Annotated in this window: 14 protein-coding genes and 2 pseudogenes; 12 read left to right on the forward strand and 4 right to left on the reverse strand. The window is 38.0% G+C overall.

All coding sequences use genetic code 11. The features are described 5' to 3' along the window. Positions 1-168 precede the first annotated feature (168 nt). The 5 genes and pseudogenes from B5X77_RS15495 to B5X77_RS15515 all read left to right on the forward strand — a co-directional run bounded on the left by B5X77_RS15495 (position 169) and on the right by B5X77_RS15515 (position 5,325). Positions 169-726, forward strand: a complete 558-nt coding sequence (locus B5X77_RS15495) for an isochorismatase family protein (protein ID WP_079508867.1) — start codon at positions 169-171, stop codon at positions 724-726. A 202-nt stretch (positions 727-928) separates the two neighbouring features. Continuing rightward, on the forward strand, positions 929-2,014 hold the full coding sequence (locus B5X77_RS15500; protein ID WP_176167336.1) for a GerAB/ArcD/ProY family transporter: 1,086 nt from the start codon (positions 929-931) through the stop codon (positions 2,012-2,014). Between the two features lie 55 nt (positions 2,015-2,069). After that, positions 2,070-3,463, forward strand: a pseudogene (locus B5X77_RS15505) (spore germination protein). Beyond that, positions 3,463-4,611, forward strand: coding sequence for a Ger(x)C family spore germination protein (locus tag B5X77_RS15510; protein WP_079508869.1), 1,149 nt, complete (start codon positions 3,463-3,465; stop codon positions 4,609-4,611). The pseudogene B5X77_RS15505 and the gene B5X77_RS15510 overlap by 1 nt, the downstream one beginning before the upstream one ends. Before the next feature lie 123 nt (positions 4,612-4,734). Continuing rightward, positions 4,735-5,325: a nucleotidyltransferase family protein gene (locus B5X77_RS15515; protein ID WP_079508870.1), complete on the forward strand. Its 591-nt coding sequence runs from the start codon at positions 4,735-4,737 to the stop codon at positions 5,323-5,325. A 316-nt stretch (positions 5,326-5,641) separates the two neighbouring features. Here B5X77_RS15515 and B5X77_RS15520 read toward each other — a convergent pair whose 3' ends face one another. After that, the gene (locus B5X77_RS15520; protein ID WP_079508871.1) at positions 5,642-5,830 is read right to left on the reverse strand and encodes a hypothetical protein; all 189 of its coding nucleotides are present in this window, start codon (positions 5,828-5,830) and stop codon (positions 5,642-5,644) included. Between the two features lie 141 nt (positions 5,831-5,971). On the opposite strand from B5X77_RS15520, the gene B5X77_RS15525 reads away from it, so the two are divergent. From B5X77_RS15525 to B5X77_RS15530, 3 genes are all read left to right on the forward strand, one after another. Continuing rightward, a complete protein-coding gene (locus B5X77_RS15525; protein ID WP_079508872.1) occupies positions 5,972-6,322 on the forward strand; it encodes a nuclear transport factor 2 family protein in 351 nt (116 codons plus the stop codon). A 140-nt stretch (positions 6,323-6,462) separates the two neighbouring features. After that, positions 6,463-6,612 (forward strand): hypothetical protein, encoded by a 150-nt coding sequence (locus tag B5X77_RS23370; RefSeq protein WP_176167338.1) that lies wholly within the window; start codon positions 6,463-6,465, stop codon positions 6,610-6,612. A 120-nt stretch (positions 6,613-6,732) separates the two neighbouring features. Further along, on the forward strand, positions 6,733-8,055 hold the full coding sequence (locus B5X77_RS15530; RefSeq protein WP_079508873.1) for a uracil/xanthine transporter: 1,323 nt from the start codon (positions 6,733-6,735) through the stop codon (positions 8,053-8,055). Positions 8,056-8,337: 282 nt separating this feature from the next. On the opposite strand, the pseudogene B5X77_RS15535 reads toward B5X77_RS15530, so the two are convergent. Then, positions 8,338-9,500, reverse strand: a pseudogene (locus B5X77_RS15535) (IS3 family transposase). Positions 9,501-9,902: 402 nt separating this feature from the next. Between B5X77_RS15535 and B5X77_RS15545 the strand changes: the two are divergent. Then, complete coding sequence (locus tag B5X77_RS15545) at positions 9,903-10,343, forward strand: GNAT family N-acetyltransferase (protein ID WP_257391824.1); 441 nt, start codon at positions 9,903-9,905, stop codon at positions 10,341-10,343. Between the two features lie 162 nt (positions 10,344-10,505). After that, positions 10,506-11,528: a DUF3231 family protein gene (locus B5X77_RS15550; protein ID WP_079508875.1), complete on the forward strand. Its 1,023-nt coding sequence runs from the start codon at positions 10,506-10,508 to the stop codon at positions 11,526-11,528. A 199-nt stretch (positions 11,529-11,727) separates the two neighbouring features. Here the strand turns inward: B5X77_RS15550 and ggt are convergent, their stop codons facing one another. Next, entirely contained in the window at positions 11,728-13,479 is a 1,752-nt protein-coding gene (gene ggt / locus B5X77_RS15555; RefSeq protein ID WP_079510258.1) for a gamma-glutamyltransferase, read from the reverse strand. Between the two features lie 388 nt (positions 13,480-13,867). Between ggt and B5X77_RS15560 the strand changes: the two genes are divergently transcribed. After that, on the forward strand, positions 13,868-15,358 hold the full coding sequence (locus tag B5X77_RS15560; RefSeq protein ID WP_079508876.1) for an MFS transporter: 1,491 nt from the start codon (positions 13,868-13,870) through the stop codon (positions 15,356-15,358). Between the two features lie 361 nt (positions 15,359-15,719). On the opposite strand, the gene B5X77_RS15565 is transcribed toward B5X77_RS15560, so the two are convergent. After that, positions 15,720-16,673: a magnesium transporter CorA family protein gene (locus B5X77_RS15565; RefSeq protein ID WP_079508877.1), complete on the reverse strand. Its 954-nt coding sequence runs from the start codon at positions 16,671-16,673 to the stop codon at positions 15,720-15,722. A 688-nt stretch (positions 16,674-17,361) separates the two neighbouring features. On the opposite strand from B5X77_RS15565, the gene B5X77_RS15570 reads away from it, so the two are divergent. Beyond that, positions 17,362-17,799 (forward strand): YybH family protein, encoded by a 438-nt coding sequence (locus tag B5X77_RS15570; RefSeq protein ID WP_079508878.1) that lies wholly within the window; start codon positions 17,362-17,364, stop codon positions 17,797-17,799. The last annotated feature ends 14 nt before the right edge of the window (positions 17,800-17,813 follow it).

Raw genomic sequence — 17,813 nt, forward strand, 5'->3', positions numbered from 1 at the left:
TAAGCCCAAATGAAACCAATATGAGTCGGTTTTTTATTTGTGAAAAATAAGATGTTGCAGGGCTGTCAGTTATATACCAGGAGAAGGTATAAGCGTATTAACTATCGAATATATTTATGGAATGTTAAAACGGAGGAATGCTGAGTCAATATTTTAAGGAGGAATCTAATGAATCAAGCTTTATTGGTCATCGATGCTCAACAGGATTTAATAGAAGGAAATGAAGTGGAACAGGGAGTTATTGAAAAGGATAGATTATTGAACAACATCAATACTGTTGTAGATAACGCTATTAAAGAAAGTGTTCCGGTAATTTTCATTAGAGATATAGATGTCGCAAATGGAGAGGGACCTGGCTTTCAAGTCCACCAGGATATTATAGTACCTTCCGATTCAGTGATATTTGATAAAGCGGCTACAAATTCTTTTTATGGAACTCCTTTAAAAGATTATCTAAATGAAAATAAGATCGGTCATTTGGTTATTATGGGTTGTAAGACAGAATATTGTATTGATACAGCCGTAAGAACAGCTACAATTAATCAGCTTGATGTCACCTTAGTTGGGGACGGTCATTCGACTTCAGACTCTAAAGTGTTATCCGCAAAAGATATCATTCTTCATCATAACGCCATTCTTCACGGTCACTATAATGTAGACAATTTTTCTATTGTGAGAAATTCTTCTGAAGATTTATTTACTCCTATTCACAATCAATATCGATAAGTCCTGATCAGTAAAGTAATTTAAATAGTTGTTAAGGGTGCAAGAATATTTAGAAACTTAGAGGCTTGGAGAATTTTAAATTCTCCGAGCTTTTTATTTTTAGGAAAGGCCAATTAATCTGAATAAAAGAGGGGCCGCCCAATTGCATAATTTCTTATTAATGGCAAAAATTATTCCTATTAGTTATAGAATGGGGTTTGCCATGAAATTCTCACGGCTGCAAATATCAAGCATGATTATATTATTTACAGGGATTTCTAACCATGTCATGATCCTGCCGCATCTTTTAAGTGTTGCAAAACGTGATGCATGGGTGAGTATCGCCATATCGTATTCAATTCTTTTACTTTGGGGAATCTTCGTCATCTTTCTGCTCAAAAGGATGAATGGAGAGTATTTCTTTAGCTGGGTACAGAGCAGGGGAGGTGCTTTTGCTGTAAGGGGATTTACCCTGATTTTTGCTCTGTATTTTCTTGTATCGGGCATTTTATCATCATACGATTTCATTTTAATGATCAAGATTTACTTTCTTCCCAATACACCTGCCTGGATTGTCACTTTTTCCTTTATATTTCTTTGCGTATGGGCTGCTTATAAAGAGTTTAGGACTATTCTTTATGCATCGGTTTTGTTATTGCCCATTGTCTGGGCTTTTGGTTATTTTGTTGCATTTTCTACGTTTAATAAGAAAGATTATTCCAATCTTTTTCCAGTGTTAGTTAATGGATTGCATCCGGTGCTGGAAGGGGTTGTCATTGTTCTCGGAGGGAGTATGGACTTGCTTATTATATTCCTGATTCAGGATAAGCTTAGCAAGCAATTTAGATTCAGGCATTTGGTCGTTTTATTTTCTGTCGTCATCATGCTTGTTGCAGGTCCGACGACTGGGTCAATAGCTTCCTTTGGACCCCATGTAGCAGCAAATTTCCGTTTTCCTGCATTTGAGCAGTGGAGGCTTGTCCAATTGGGGAGACAGGTATCACACATGGACTTTTTAGCTGTATTTCAATTTTTGTCCGGTTCATTTATTAAAGTATCCTTGAGTTTGTTTTTGCTGATTGATTTATTTGGAATAAAATCCGAAGTGTTAAAAAGGAACTTATTAATAGCAGCTGGTGGCATATTTTCACTAGCTTCCATTGTTCCGCTAAGTGATTTATTACTTCAAAAGATGGTAGGAAGTTTTTATTATCCTGTGATGTTCATCAGCGGACTTGCGACTTCTGCAATATTGCTCATCATTGGGATTTTGCCTAAGAGTAAAGGGGTGAACAATAATGGAACATGATCCGCATTTTTCTGAGAAAATCAGTCTTGCGCAAGAAGCTTTATCATCTGGGCGAATGGATAAAAATAAACTCCAGGAGTTTTTTAAAACTTATGCTGATGTTTCGGTAAAGAACTATAAACCATCAGGCGAATTAATCACTGTAATTTATAGTGAGGGAATGGTCGACGGAAGCCAGTTAAATGATTATTTTAATAGTGTGAATGCCTTTATATCAGCCAGGGGAAAAGCGGTGGAATATCAACACGATTTGCCGCCGGTGATGACTATTGACAGTATTTTAACAATGATTGAAAAAGTTTTTTCAGGTTTCCTTGTTTTTTTTCAAAAAAATAGGAGTCATTTTTGGGCTATTGATATTGCCAATATACCAAAAAGAACCCCCGAAGAATCCAAAACGGAAACATCAATCAAGGGACCCAAAGATGCTTTTACAGAAGAAATAAATACGAATATTTCACTTATGAGAAAAAGAATTAAGAGTCCGATGCTTTATAATGAAATATTTTTGGTAGGCGGATTGACGAAAACAAAGGTGTCGCTTTTGTATTTGACCCATAAAGTAAACCATGATGTGTTGCTTGAAGTAAGAGAACGTTTGAACAAGATTGACACTGAGAGTGTTCTAAGTGCGGGGCAGCTGGAGCAATGGCTATCGGACAGGACATTCGCTATATTTCCATTGATGGATTACATTACCCGCCCTGATTATGCAATTGAATCCATGTTAAGGGGGAGGTTCATCATTGCTGTTGATGGTTCTCCAATGGTATTGATTGGACCGGCAAATTTAACGGAATTAACCAAATCACCCGAAGATATTCATTTCCTTATTATTTTGTGTTATTCCAGAGAGTTCTGCGTTTGATTGGCATCCTTATTGCCATTTTTTTGCCTGGCTTTTGGATTGCCATTGCTGGTGTAAATGTGGATCAACTTCCTTTTCCCCTTTTGGCAACAGTAGTTGTCTCCAGACAGGGATTGCCGCTGCCTATTGGATTGGAAGCCACCTTTATCCTGCTTTTATTTGAATTATTAAGAGAGGCGGGAGTGAGAATGCCTACGGCTGTGGGACAAACAATTACAATTGTTGGGGGTTTGATCATAGGGGATGCTTCCATAAGAGCTGGCCTTGCATCCCCAACCATCATTGTGGTCATTGCTTTAACAGCTGTAGCAACCTACACTCTAGTAAATCAATCCTTGTCAGGCACTGTAACGATTCTGAGGTTCTCGATATTAATGATATCTTCTTTCTTAGGAATTTTCGGGCTCTTTATCAGTTCTTTCGCTGTCCTGATTTACTTATGTCAGTTGGAATCTTTTAAATTAAATTATATGGAACCGCTTGTCTCTCTTAAACCAAGTGAAGTTCTATCCGCATTGCTGATAAACCCGTATAAAACAAGAAATTTTGCTGCTTCTATGCTTAAAAGAGGGAGAAAGTGATGAGGTACCTGTCGAGATTCAGTATAGCAGTATTGGGTTGTCTACTAATTATAGTGCAATCAGGCTGTTCAGATATAAGAGAAACTCAGGATTTAAACTATGCAACAGCCATAGGTGTGGATTATAGAGATGGGAAATACCATACCTATATCCAATTGGTGGATCTTATGAAGGTTGCAAAAACAGAGGGTGCAGATACTTCTCCCGCCAAGATGTGGGTATCAGAATCTGAGGGAGAGATATTTATTGACTCATTTTTTGATATATATAGAACAGCACAGGAAAGATTTGTGTGGGCACACGTAACTGCCATTGTACTGACAGAAGCAGCTTTGAAGCAAGGGTTTCAGGAAATCTTTGATGGACTGACCCGTTACCACGAATTCCGACTGACTCCTTGGGTTTATGGTACAACAGAACCAATAGAAGATATATTGTCTGCAAAAGGTTTTTTTGGACAAACATCACTTAACACGATCCTCCACCATCCCGAATCAATATTCCAGCAAAGTTCCAAGCTAAAACCGATACAGTTTTTTGAACTATCAAGACAGATATTCGAACCGGCCTATACAGCATATCTGCCTTCTCTATCTATCGATGAAAACGATTGGAAGGAAAGTGGAAAAAACGAACCTAAGTTATTTATGAATGGAGCTTTTTTCATCGAAAATGATAAATATAAAGGTTTTTTTCCTGGTGAGGAATTAAACGGCCTTAGGTGGACGATCTCTGATATGCAAAGAATTCAGGTGCTAATTCCAGATGCCAAGGGACCATCCTTTTTAACCGTTTTCGAGGACCCAAAAGTAAAGTATATAAGTAATGGACCGACTGTTGACATGATTATTCAAGTTAAAGGGAATCTGGCTAACCGCGATAAAAATAGGGATCTCGAACTTAATAAAATGAAACAGTTGTGTGAGGCTGTCATCAAAAAAGAAATCCATGAACTATTTGAGTTGGGATTAAAGGAAGATACAGATTTCTTGAATATAGAACACGTACTATATCGCGAAAACACGAAGCTCTGGAAGAAAAACCATTCACTATCCCATTCGGTTTTGAATCAAGTGAAAGTAGATGTTGAAATCAATCATACCGGGGCATTGAAGAATCGGATGATTGAAATGGATGATTTGGATTGAATTTTAAGTGATGGAAGCAACGTCAGGAATTTTGTAAAATAGCATCCTTTATAACTTCACTATTCCGCCTTCCACTATGTTAACATTAGAATATACGTTCGTTTGTTGGAAGGGGAAGCAAATATGTTAAAGAACAAAGATGATGTCATTAAAATAATCCAGTCTGATGATAAAATGATGGAGATTTTACATGCTGCCAACACTCTGGATTTGCCTGACTGGTGGATCTGTGCTGGCTTTGTCCGGTCTAAAATATGGGACACCCTGCATTGCTTCGAGGAACGTACATTGACTCAGGATGTTGACGTCATTTATTTTGATTCAACAAATATTGATGAGGATCACGAAAAAACACTAGAGAATGAGTTGAAGACTCTTATGCCTGACATTCCCTGGTCTGTGAAAAACCAGGCAAGAATGCATATAGTCAATCAGATTCCACCCTATACCTCATGTGAAGATGCAATCTCAAAATTCCCTGAAACGGCCACCGCACTAGGCGTAAAGCTGGGAAGGGACAATAGGTTCATCCTAACCGCGCCTTGTGGAATTGAGGATGTCATACAAATGATAGTAAAACCGACGAATTTTTTTGCAGAAAATAAAGAACGTGCGGCCATTTACGAGGAACGGCTGATTAAAAAGAACTGGAAAGCTACCTGGCATAAGATTAGAGTCCAACAGTTAGCTTTAACCTTCCAAGAAGAGTCATGATAAATGACAGCTAAAGGTCGAAACTCCCAAAGCTGACAAGAAAGACTGGTAATCGTGACAAGTTAATGCTAGAACTCACGGAAGCTGTCAAGAAGAGCTCTTGATCGTGAGAGGTGAAGGCTCAGACTCACCAAACCTGTCAAGAAACTCCGGTAATCTTGACAGGTTAAGGGTGAGACTCACGGAAGCTGTCAAGAAAATCCCGTAATCATGACAGATTAATAAAGAAAATCTCCAAAGCTGTCAATAAAACCCTTAGCCCATCTTAATAGAAAGGAAATCCTCCTAACATGGTCTCAAAGTGATCTAAGTTCATTTATTGCACCAACTTCTCTGGGTTTTTAACTTTAATCGAAACTACTTCTCCGCAATCCAAACATACTGTATAGACTTTTTCAGACCCGATTGTCATTTTTTTATCCACTGGTCGAAGATTAATATATTCCATCGCTTGGACGAATGAGTTTCCACCACAGCTAGAGCATTTTAATTCTATGTTCTTCATTAAGTTCATCCCCTTTCTCTATATTCCCTAATACGATTCTTTTGTGAATTGGTTTCAACCTACTGTAAAATATCATTCAAGAAGGATATTCAACATTTTCGTTGAATTAGTTTTTTATAGATTTTAAAGGAGACATTATCAATGGAATTAAAGGAACATATAAGACAATTAGAGGAGAAATTGCTAACGGCTGAAGTTCGAGCTTCCAGAACTGAGCTAAAAAAAATATTAGCTGATGAGTTTTTTGAGTTTGGCAGTTCGGGCAGAGTACTTTATAAGAATGATGAAATGGAGAGTGGAATTGGGATCATTAAAGCTAAACTAAGCGATTTTGATATCCATCCTTTATCTGATAATATAGTGCTGGCCACCTATCGAACTTTTAATGAACGGACTAATCAGCATGCTTTAAGAAGTTCCATCTGGAAACAAGTTGAAGGTGATTGGAAAATGGTTTTTCATCAGGGAACTAAGACGGGTCCTTCTATTTAATTTGCGACGAAGCGGTATCTCCTGTCTGTCACCTTTTTCAGCAGGCTAGTTAATTTAGCTTTTAGATTATTATTGAGCAAAGAGATATTATATGTGATAATAAAATGGAAATTTTTAACTTAGTGCAAAGGGGTGATAGAGTGGATTATATTACTAAAGAGCTGAAAAGAATAACGGAGAAGCATCCAGTCCTTACGACCGTATTCTTAACACTGTGGATTTGGTATGGGGCGTATCACCTGGGAGCAAATATGGGTGAGTTCTTGGCTAATATTCAGAATAACGGATAAGGAAAGTACCAACACCGAGGCAATCACCTTATTAACATCCTGAATATCTTATTAAAATCAGTGATATGATTGGAACGATTGTTTCATAGACATTCAACATGATGACAGAAAGGTGAGAGCATGAAGAATACATCATCGTTAAAAACAATCTTTGCTTCTCTGCAATGGTTGTTTTTTATTTTTGCTAATACAGTAGTTGTGCCGGTCTCGATTGGGACTGCTTTTGGGTTGGACAGTGCTGAAGTTGCTGCCATGTTGCGGAGCTCGCTGATTTTTACAGGCCTGGCTGGTGTACTCCAGGGTATAGTTGGGCATCGGTTTCCTTTAATGGAAGGGCATTCGGGTTTAATGTGGGGGTTAATTTTGAATTTGAGTCTGGCAGCTTCTTCGATGGGCATGAGTCTTCAAGAGGTTGGGGGAGGAATTGCATCGGGGATTTTGCTTGCAGGTACTGTCACCGTGGTCCTTGCTGTTTTCAGATTGGTTTCTTATATTCAAAAAGTATTTACCCCAATGGTTATGACTGTATATTTATTTCTCCTTACATTTCAGCTGATCCTAATATTTTTTAAAGGGATGTTAAAAGTATCGGAGGATGGGACAATTGATTTGCCGGTTACATTGTTTTCTTTCGCGGTGGTCATCCTTGTTAGTTTGATGAAAATAAAAGGGAGTGACACTATCGGCAACTTTTCAATTTTAATCGGAATGCTGTTTGGTTGGATTTTTTATGTGATTCTATTTTCTTCTGGACAAGTGATGGGAAGCCAAGCTTCAATTGATTTTTCTATCTTTCCACTTGGTGCACCAAATCTGAATTATGGAATCATCGCCATCACATTTATTGCAAGTGTTATCAATTTGAGTAACACGATTGCTTCTGTTCAGGCAGCTGCCAAACTAACCGGACAAGAAGTCTCCCAGTCACCAATGGATAGGTCATATCTTTTGACAGGGATCTATTCAATTGGAGCAGCTTTTTTTGGCCTTGTCCCATATGCTCCGTTCACTTCGTCGGTGGGATTTTTGGAAAGTACCAGAATCTTTGACCGGAAACCTTTCCTGATTGGCGGGGGGTTAATGGTTATTCTTGGCATCGTTCCGTTTCTCGGGGCATTGCTGGCGACTATACCGATTACAGTAGGGAATGCTGTGCTCTTTGTTGCCTATCTTCAATTATTTGGAACATCCCTAAAAAGCTTGAATGGATATACCTTTGATTCCAGATCTATATTTCGACTGGCAGCTCCTGTATTGATGGGTTTAAGCATCATGAATTTGGACACTGAGCTCTTTAACGTTTTTCCTGTGATCGTGCGGCCGCTTCTTTCGAATGGGTTTATCATGGGTGTCTTACTATCCTTATTACTGGAAACCTTCGTTCGTTGGGATAAGGAAGAATACAAAGAGAGCAAAGACAAGGTGGTCACCGGAACTAAATAAAGCAGAACGGCAGATAGCACCTTGTCAGTCAGAAAGTAAGGCAATGAAGTGGAAATGAAAAAAATACACGGGGTGCTTGTAATTGGGTGAGTTGTTATTTGGGAACGAAGAAATTTATATTATTGTTTATGGCCTCATTTTTTTTGTGGATCAATATTGATTACATAAAAGATTATAAAAAGATTAAAAGCGGTCTTAGTGATCTATCATCTGACGAGGAGCTTGAAATAAATCCAGAGGGTTGAACTTACCTAGCTAAATGAGACACACATAAAACACCCTTTAGGCTGCCTTTCTTCCATACTCTTTGGGAGTGAGGTAGCCTAATTTTTCTTGTATTCTTTCCTCGTTATAATGTTTTATAAAGTTATCAACTTTCTTTACTACTTCAATATTGGGCAAGGAATTAAATTTACAGTATTGAAATTCCTCACTCTTTAAATTTGAATGAAACGATTCAATCACCGCATTATCCCAACAGTTTCCCCGTCTAGACATACTGCTAACCAGATTGCGTTCTTTCACGAGATTCTGAAAGGCATAGGAAGTATAGACACTGCCTTGATCGCTGTGAATAATGACATCTTCTGGCTGGTTGCGCTTCTTCAATGCTTCCTTTAATGTATCGATCACAAGGGGCGCCTGTTGGTGGTTATAAAGTTTATATGTAACAATCTCATTATTGTACAAATCCAAGATTGTAGAGAGATACAAAGTGATGCTTCCATACTGAATATAGGTAATGTCGGTTACCCACTTTTCATTCGGTTTCGAAGCGGAAAAATCCCTGTTAAGAAGGTTTGGGGCAATCACTTCACTTTCTCCCTGCGACTTCCACTTTCTCTTTGGTTTCACTTTGCATTATAGATGATGCTTCTGCATGATTCTTTGGACTGTATTCCGGTTCAGATTAATCTTATGTTCATGTTTTAAGATGGCCTTTATTTTGCGGTGTCCATTTCTGTATTTCGTGTCTTTGCAGATCTGAATGATGAGGTCTTCATGTTCATTTTTATGTTCCCTTATACCTTTAAGCCAGCGATAGTAAGTAGAACGGGGAACGCCTAAAACGCCCAGAATTGCTTTAACAGTATATTTCTTACCCAATAGTTCAACCAGTTCAATTACTACTCTTTTATCCACTCCTTTTTCATCGCCAAATACTTTTTTAAAATTTCATTCTCCATTTTTAAATGGGTTAGCTGATTATTTAGTCGCTCGTCTTTAGTGGAAAACTCAGGCCCGTGTCCATATGAGTATTGCTTTCCGATTGGCTGGTCAAATCGATGCATCTGGCCATCTCGATACCATTTCATCCAAGTTTTGATCTGAGTGGTATTCTTAATTCCATACTTCTCCATAATCTCTTTGTTCGTTAATTTTCCTTCTATCTTTGCCTTAACTACCGCCCATTTGGTTTCTCCTGAATATACGTTTTTGCCCACGCAAAAACACCTTCGATAAATGTTCTGTTTACAGTTTAACATTTAGGAGGTGTTTTATATTGTCTCATATGATTAGGTTAGTCCAGGTATTTCCATGGTTTTTATTGATTTGGTATATAATTTTTTTCGAAGATGGTTATTATACATTCTTGCAGTTTTAATCACAGAAAGCGTGTTTGTTGTTATTGTTTCCGTCATTTTATTTTCAATAAGTTTGTATGATGTCTTATTTAATTACAGTCTGGCTAAATTGAAAAAATCAAACCTTAAATTTTATCTCGCTGGTTTGGATACGATATATGTTTCCATTTTTGTTTTTTATCTATTTCTTTCTTAGATTCAAGATACAAATGAGAGAGCGTTAGTTTAGGATGTCTTATCTTTAATATTTGGAGGGTTAATGTGGACAATTCAACAGGGGAAACAGTACAAGAATTAATACATAAAGATCAGTTGTTAGAAGCATTTCCGATTATGAATCAGTTACGAACAGATCTGACAGAAGAGACATATCTAGCTTTGCTTGAAGAGATGAGGGAAGACGGGTATTCGCTGTTTGCTTTATATAAGGATAACCAACTCGTATCAGTAGCGGGTTTAAGTTGGAGAGTTAATTTTTATAATAAACGACACGTTTTCATTTATGATTTGGTAACAGATCATGCGTACCGTTCATATGGATTTGGAGAAAAGTTATTAAGTTATATACATAACTGGGCAAAAGAGAATGGGGCAGAATATGTTGCATTAGAATCAGGAATTCACCGATCAAATGCTCATCGTTTTTATGAGGAAAAATTTAATTATGAAAAATGGTGTTATTCATTCAGAAAAGAATTGTAAATATGTGTGGGTACAGTGCAGCCTTTAAAATATTATTAAAATTAAGAGTGTTAGCAGTAGTTCGGCTCATATCTCGACCGGTTGGTCTTTAATTTTTTTAATACATACCATAGGTAATTTATGGGGAAGGTATTTTTAGTATATCTTTTTTGGAGGTTGCTTATGGAGGGAAAGGGAAGCCAGATCAGGCTGACAGCAGGTGAGATTGCTCAACTTTGGGTTCAATATTTAAACGATAGTGCAAGTGTCTGCGTTCTTTCGTTTTTTTTAGAAAAAGCTGAGGATGAAGAAATTAGGCCTCTAATTAAATTTGCTTTAGAGCTATCTCAATCACACATTCAAACAATTACAGCGATTTTAAAAGAAGAAAAAAATGTTACTCCACACGGTTTTAGTATAGAAGAGGATGTTGATTTAACTGCTCCCAGGCTTTATTCAGACGGTTTTGTCCTAAATTTTATAAACCAAATGTCTAAGGTGGGACTTACATCTTATGCGAGCAGTGTGTCAGCATCTGTAAGAGACGACATAAAAACCTATTATATGGACTGTCTTTCCGAAACAATGAATTTATATAAAAAATCAACTGATTTATTATTGTCAAAAGGATTGTTTATAAGATCACCCAGTTTGCCTAATTTGGAAAAGGTTGAATTTGTGAAAAAGCAATGGTTTATGCTAGATGTTTTTGGCGAGAAAAGACCACTAATAGCTGCTGAAGTAGATAATTTATTTTCTAATCTCCAACGGAATGCTTTGGGGGTTGCTACGCTAACCGGATTTAGTCAGGTTGCACAAAATAAGGATGTAAAACAATTCTTTTTAAAAGGATTGGAAATTGGTAATAAGCATGTAAAATTATTTAGAGCTAAGTTAGAGGAAAGTAAACTACCTGCACCAATGGGGTGGGATTCCGAGATTACAAATAGTACATCGAAAACATTTTCAGATAAACTTATGATGTTTTTCACCTCAGGTTTGATTTCTTTGAGCATTGGTTATTATGGTACAGCCGTTAGTCAAAGTCCTAGAGGTGATATTAGTTCAATGTATAACAGGCTATCATTGGAAGTTCAGTTGTATTCTGAAGATGGAGCTAATATTATGATAAAAAATGGATGGTTGGAGCAGCCTCCAATGGCTAGCGATAGAGATGAATTGATTAGGAGAAAGAGTCAATTATAAAGGAGATTATTCTTATCTTTGAAATCGTTGTATGGAGAAGACGAAGATGTTCAAACCGTCGGTAAATTATATGCAAAATCTATAACTATATATAAGACTAATAAAAAAAATAGACCATTGGTTATTATATCCCAATGGTCTATTTGCTTTTCGTTATTTAAGTTTGTGTCTTAAAGAAAAATCGTAACTGTCTCTCAATTTATTTTCGATTGCCCTTCAGGTTAATCCCAATCGCTGCTCCGTTCCGGCTTGAGTCGGCTACACCCTTAAAAGTTCCGTTTTCACGATCGATCAGAATGCTTTGGACATTGCCGATGGTAGTCGGGCTGTCCCAAAATTTATGACCCATGGCATTCAGTTGGGTTAATGTATCAGCGCTAATACCATCTTCATAACGGTAGGAATTCGGATTGTTGGTATAGATTCTTGGTTCTTCGACGGCTTTCTTTAATTCCATATCGTACTCAATTGCATGTAAAATGGTTTGCAGCACCGAAGTTATTATCGTTGGGCCCCCAGGAGAGCCGACAGTCAAGACTGGTTCGCCATTATCGAAAACAATGGTAGGAGTCATGCTGCTTAAAGGACGTTTGTTTGGCTGAACTTCATTCGCACCGCCAGGTACTGCGTCAAAGTCGGTCAATTCATTATTCAGCATGAAACCATAACCAGGAACCATGATGCCTGTGCCAAAAACTTGTTCGATAGTAGTAGTGTAGGAGACAACATTTCCCCATCTGTCTGTGACGGAAAAATGGGTTGTTTCTCCATATTTTTTGTCATTCGGCTGGCTTGTAGGTGAATAGTTAGCTTCGGAATTCTCATATTTCCAAGGATCACCGGCTGTTGGATTCTGATTTGCTGAATCCATTTTGATCAGCTCCTGACGTTCCTTGATGTATTCTGGATGAAGAAGACCTATAACTGGAACATTGACAAATTCAGGATCCCCAGCGTATACAGCCCGGTCCGCATAGGCAAGATGCATAGCTTCTGCAAGGAGGTGATATTTTTCTGTGGATCTGACATCATATTGGGATAAATTGAAACCATCTAGTATTTTTAACATTTGCAGCAGGAAGACACCTCCAGAGCTTGGTGGGGGCATACTGGCAATTTCGTAACCCTGATAGTCTCCCCAAACTGGCTGATCAACAGTTACATCATATTTTGCCAAGTCATCGGAAGTCATTGATCCTCCAAAGTCCTGGACAACTCCAGCAACCGCTTCTGCAATTTCTCCTTTATAAAAGGCATCAGTACCTTTTGATCGGATTAGCTTAAAGGTATTGGCCAAATCATCCTGAACGAGGATGTCTCCCTCCTGAAGAGGCTTTCCATCAGGGAGGAAAACTTCACCTGCTGCTGATTTTGATAATTTGTCTTGACTTTCGGCAATGGCATCTGCCAGTACAGAATCTATAGGAAATCCCTTATCAGCCAGTTTAACGGCCGGGCCGATCAGCTGCTCAAGCGGGCGCGTTCCCCACATGTCAAGAGCAGTTTCAAGTCCTTTCAGCGTGCCAGGTACACCCACTGCAGTACCCCCAGTTGACCGAACAGAAAAAGGAATAGGTTTTCCATTTTCATCAAGGAACATGTCCGGAGTCGCCCCTTGAGGAGCCCGCTCTCGACTGTTTATAATTTTGGTTTCCTTTGTTTTTCCGTCATAGACCATCATGAATCCGCCGCCGCCAATTCCGGACATCATTGGCTCAACTACGGTTAGTGCAAACTGGATAGCAACAGCAGCATCAATTGCATTACCGCCTTTTCGCAGGACTTCGGCGCCAATCTCGGATGCAAGAGGATGAGCTGTTGCAACCATTCCATCCTTGCCTACATCGACCTGGCTGTACTGGTCGTAGCTGAATTCCGGTTTTTTTGCGAATCCAGCTGCAGGAATGGTACCGGCCAGCAACAAGAGACTTAGTATAGCCATGAAACTCATACGTAGGATATTTTTCAAATTAATACCTCCTGTCAAAATTATTTTCAATATTATGGTAGGGGAAAAGAGAGTATAATAGCAAACTATTTGCTGAATTTTCCTAATTTTACATCTATTATACTAGTCTCATTAGTGATTATGATGAATAAAGCAGAAATCCCGCTAGGAAAAAAGGAGGGGTAGGATGGAGTGGTTGAGTGGTTCAATCCATTACATCAAGATTACTAAGGGCTTAATAAAGTTTAGGTAAGGTCCCGATTAATTTCAGAATGAGAGGATTTCAACCCTTTGCTATTCTAAAAAAATAGTTACTTCCATAAATTTCATGTTTTTTATAGGTGTTAGTCAGGGAAAAGCTACTTATCAATTTATTATTTAGAAATACTAAATAAAGTTCAGGAGGGAAAATGTGAATAAGCAACCAAGAGAAATTGCAAAAAAAGATATTTCAGTAGTAGACAGCGCTGAAGCAAAAAAATCAATGATGGGTACATCGATAGGGAATGCCATGGAGTGGTTTGATTTTGGTATTTATTCCTTCTTGGCCGTTACAATCGGAAAAGTGTTTTTTCCTGAAATTGACCCATCTTTCCAGTTGATTTATGCTTTTGCCACATTTGCCGTCGCCTTTATAGCGCGTCCAATAGGCGGCATGTTCTTTGGCATGATGGGTGACCGAATTGGCCGAAAGAATGTCTTGGCGATCACAATGATCCTGATGTCGGTAGCTACTCTGAGTATAGGGTTAATACCTGGGTTCGCAACAATTGGAATTACTGCACAAGTCTTATTATTATTAGCAAGACTCGTTCAAGGTTTTTCTACCGGTGGTGAGTATGCGGGTGCAATGACATACATTGCCGAAACAACTCCCGATAAAAAAAGAAGCTTTATGGCAAGTGGTCTGGAAGTAGGAACGCTTGTAGGATTTATCGCAGGTGCTGGTCTTGTTACTGCTCTGACATACATCCTTGGTAGTGAAACGATGACTGCCTGGGGATGGAGGATTCCATTCTTCATTGCTGCTCCTCTAGGCATAATCGGGTTCTATTTCCGTAATCATTTGGACGAAACGCCAGCATTTGAGGCGATGAATCAAACGATCGAAGAAAGAAAAGAAATTTCTTCCTTAAGAGAGATCTTTTCCGAGCATTGGAAAGCTCTTTTGATTTGTACAGCAATCGTAATTTTTTATAATGTTATGAGCTATACCGTTCTGACCTATATGCCATCTTATATGTCAGAAGAACTCGGGTACAGTGAAGAGAAGGGTTTGTTGCTTCTTGTCCTGGTCATGATTGCTATGATCCCGCTAGTTTTGGCAATGGGGCATTTAAGTGATCGCTTTGGAAGAAATCGTATATTGAAAGCAGGTTTAATTGGAGCAATTATTCTTACCATACCTGCATTTATGCTGGTCCGTTCAGGGAATATCTATTCTGCATTTTTTGGATTGCTGATACTTGGCGCACTGCTGTCGACATTCCAGGGCTCCCTGCCAGCAACTCTTCCATCATTATTTTTTACAAAAGTTCGTTATGGAGCACTCGCGATTACTTATAATACAGCGACCTCACTATTTGGCGGAACAACACCACTTCTTGTTGCATGGCTGGTGAGTGTAACGAATAATAAAATGGTCCCAGCCTATTATCTAATGGCGATGTGCGCATTCGGAATTATCATTGTCACCTTGTTTGTAAGAGAGACTGCAGGTAGATCACTTCGCGGATCCGCTCCAGTCGTTGAGCATGCAAGTGAAGTAAACGAAGTCCTTAAAAATCCGCAAAAAGCCTTCTGGTGGCATGATGAATTAAAGTCAACCGGGAAAAACAGTCTTGGCAAAAGCTTATTGACGAATTTATTGCATAAGGATTGATCAATTAAAAAAACTTACTCAATGCCAATGAAATGAGCATTTGAGTAAGTTTTTTTATTTATTCGGTACTATTATGTGGTTAGCTGAGGATCACCACCAGCCTATGTCTTGTCCGAACTTGCTTCTCCAACAGACAAAAAGCTTTTGTCTTATCAGAAGTTAGGGTTACTTCGAACATTTCAGGCGATCGCGACTGATCTTTTGTCCGAAGTAAGGGTTGCTTCGGATATTTCAGGCATTCGCGACTGTTCTTTTGTCCGAAGTTGGGGGGACTTCGGACATTCCGGGTGATCATGGATTTTATTTAAAAAGGATGGTTTCTAACTCTAACAAAGGTTAGCCATAAGGCATCAGTTGAACCTTACTCATCATTCTTGGTGCCCCACCATCCCTTTTTACGAAAATACAAGGCAATGGATATTCCGATGATAAGCATCAGGCTCAATGCATAAAAATAGCCAAAATCCCACTTTAATTCCGGGATGAATTCAAAGTTCATTCCATATAAACCAGCTAAAAAAGTCATTGGCAGAAAAATGACACTTACGAGAGTCAAAGTTTTCATGATCGTATTGGAATGATCGGCTTTGAGTGTCATCTGTAGATTGAAAATACTGTTTAAGCTTTCTTTAAATGTATCGAGTGCATTGATAACCCGGGCATAATTGTTGTTAAGGCTTTTTATAAAATAACCTGATTCTTCATTAGTGAAAGGGAAAGTATCAGAACTGATAGTCTCCATTACATCTTCTTGTGCCTCAATGGTCTGCCTTAATTCATGCAGGGTTGCTTTCCACCGATATACATTCCTGGCAATTTTATTTTCGAATGGATCTTTAAAAACCTTCTTCTCCAGACTTTGTATTTCATCTGAAATTTGATCAATCATTTCTAAATCCTGAGATATGATTTGATCAAGGAGGTGAAACAGGATCATGCCTACATGGGACATTCTTACCGGATTTTCAATAAATGGTTTTTCTAAATTTTTAGCAAGAGAAAGATCTTTTTCAACCTTTGATACTACATAATTGTGGCCAATCAATATCGTGACTTTAACACGACTGTAATCCTGTTGAATCGCAATTAAGGAAATGATTGCTTCATTTTTAAAGACATCAATCTTTGGAATATCACTAAATTCCTGCAGCCCTTTCAGCGCCAAGGGGTGGATGTTCAGATTATTTATAAAGTGTTCAAATTCCCCTGAATCAGTTGGAGGAAAGTGAATCCATGCAATTTCGTCATTGAAAGTTGGAAGGGAAATATTCTCTTTCTTAGAAACGGTTTTACTTTTTGCTGAATATATGAGCATTTCGATTTTTCTCCTAAGGTGTATTTACCTTTATTTTGTGTTTAAATGGAAACTTTTATTAAATAACAGTGATGGGTGCAAAGAATTGAAGTAATTGGTGTAATACATGTCAGGAAGGATTATCGGCTTTTTTGGTGAATAAGATATTACAGAAATTTGAAAAAGGCTGTGATTGATAATGGGGAAAGGACAAAAATGGAGATACTTATGTGTCTTATTCATTGGTATTTTGATAGGTTATTTTGCAATTCCAATGCTCTTAATTTTAATTGATCGGATCGCCAAATAAAATTGCAGAATAGCAGGAGAAGCAATTACGCGATGGGAAAGTAGAGGGAATGTAATGAAGGAACACTTTCAAAAACATATTAAATGGTACCTCTTGATCATACTTTTTTATAGAATTTACTATTTGGTTCTTTACGAATGGAAGGGTTTAAGCTGGGAAACGAACTGGGGAACGGTTATGCAAATCTCTACTCTTGCATTTCTGTTCTATTTATTACATAGCAAACCTTGAAAGCTTGTTTTCCTTTAGCTAACTAAGGAGAAAAGTTGAACCCTAATTTTCTCCGTTCGATCTCAATTTATTTGAGGAGAACGACCCTATTTATTATGATGAATCGAGGATGGTTTAGGGGTAAGATGGATTTGAATTAAATCTTAGAACAAAAGAGGAGTGATTGACATGAAAGGTCGGTTTACGAGTGTATATGATATTCTGGATAATTACAAAACGGCCATTTATGAGAAAGATGTAAGGAAATTTATATCTACATACCATTCTGATATACATGTTTTTGATTGTTGGAATTCTTGGGAATGCATCGGGATTAACCAATGGCAGATAATGGTCGAAGAATGGTTTAAAGGTTTATCTGAAGAAGATGTATTACTTAAAGTGGATTTTTATAATTTAGTAATCGAGGAAAGTTCAAATCTTGCTTTTGTTCATTGTGCTGTTAAGTTTTCGGCTCATAACCAATCGGATGACAAACTTCGCCAGACGAGTAATAGATTTACCTTCTGTTTAAAAAAAGTAAATGAATTTTGGACCATAATCCACGAACATTCATCCTTACCGATCAATATAGAGACAGGAAAAGGGCTTTTTAACTATAAGTAAAGGGAGTTAACCAT

Source organism: Mesobacillus jeotgali (assembly GCF_900166585.1).
Lineage (GTDB): Bacteria > Bacillota > Bacilli > Bacillales > Cytobacillaceae > Mesobacillus > Mesobacillus jeotgali_A.

Excerpts from the sequence above, each read along its gene's own strand:
- B5X77_RS15520 (WP_079508871.1), bottom strand. The coding sequence starts at position 5,830 with ATGAAGAACATAGAATTAAAATGCTCTAGCTGTGGTGGAAACTCATTC.
- B5X77_RS15565 (WP_079508877.1), bottom strand. The coding sequence starts at position 16,673 with ATGCTCATATATTCAGCAAAAAGTAAAACCGTTTCTAAGAAAGAGAAT.
- B5X77_RS15550 (WP_079508875.1), top strand. The coding sequence starts at position 10,506 with ATGGAGGGAAAGGGAAGCCAGATCAGGCTGACAGCAGGTGAGATTGCT.
- B5X77_RS15495 (WP_079508867.1), top strand. The coding sequence starts at position 169 with ATGAATCAAGCTTTATTGGTCATCGATGCTCAACAGGATTTAATAGAA.
- B5X77_RS15510 (WP_079508869.1), top strand. The coding sequence starts at position 3,463 with ATGAGGTACCTGTCGAGATTCAGTATAGCAGTATTGGGTTGTCTACTA.
- B5X77_RS15530 (WP_079508873.1), top strand. The coding sequence starts at position 6,733 with ATGAAGAATACATCATCGTTAAAAACAATCTTTGCTTCTCTGCAATGG.
- B5X77_RS15570 (WP_079508878.1), top strand. The coding sequence starts at position 17,362 with ATGAAAGGTCGGTTTACGAGTGTATATGATATTCTGGATAATTACAAA.
- B5X77_RS15515 (WP_079508870.1), top strand. The coding sequence starts at position 4,735 with ATGTTAAAGAACAAAGATGATGTCATTAAAATAATCCAGTCTGATGAT.
- B5X77_RS15525 (WP_079508872.1), top strand. The coding sequence starts at position 5,972 with ATGGAATTAAAGGAACATATAAGACAATTAGAGGAGAAATTGCTAACG.
- ggt (WP_079510258.1), bottom strand. The coding sequence starts at position 13,479 with ATGAGTTTCATGGCTATACTAAGTCTCTTGTTGCTGGCCGGTACCATT.
- B5X77_RS15500 (WP_176167336.1), top strand. The coding sequence starts at position 929 with ATGAAATTCTCACGGCTGCAAATATCAAGCATGATTATATTATTTACA.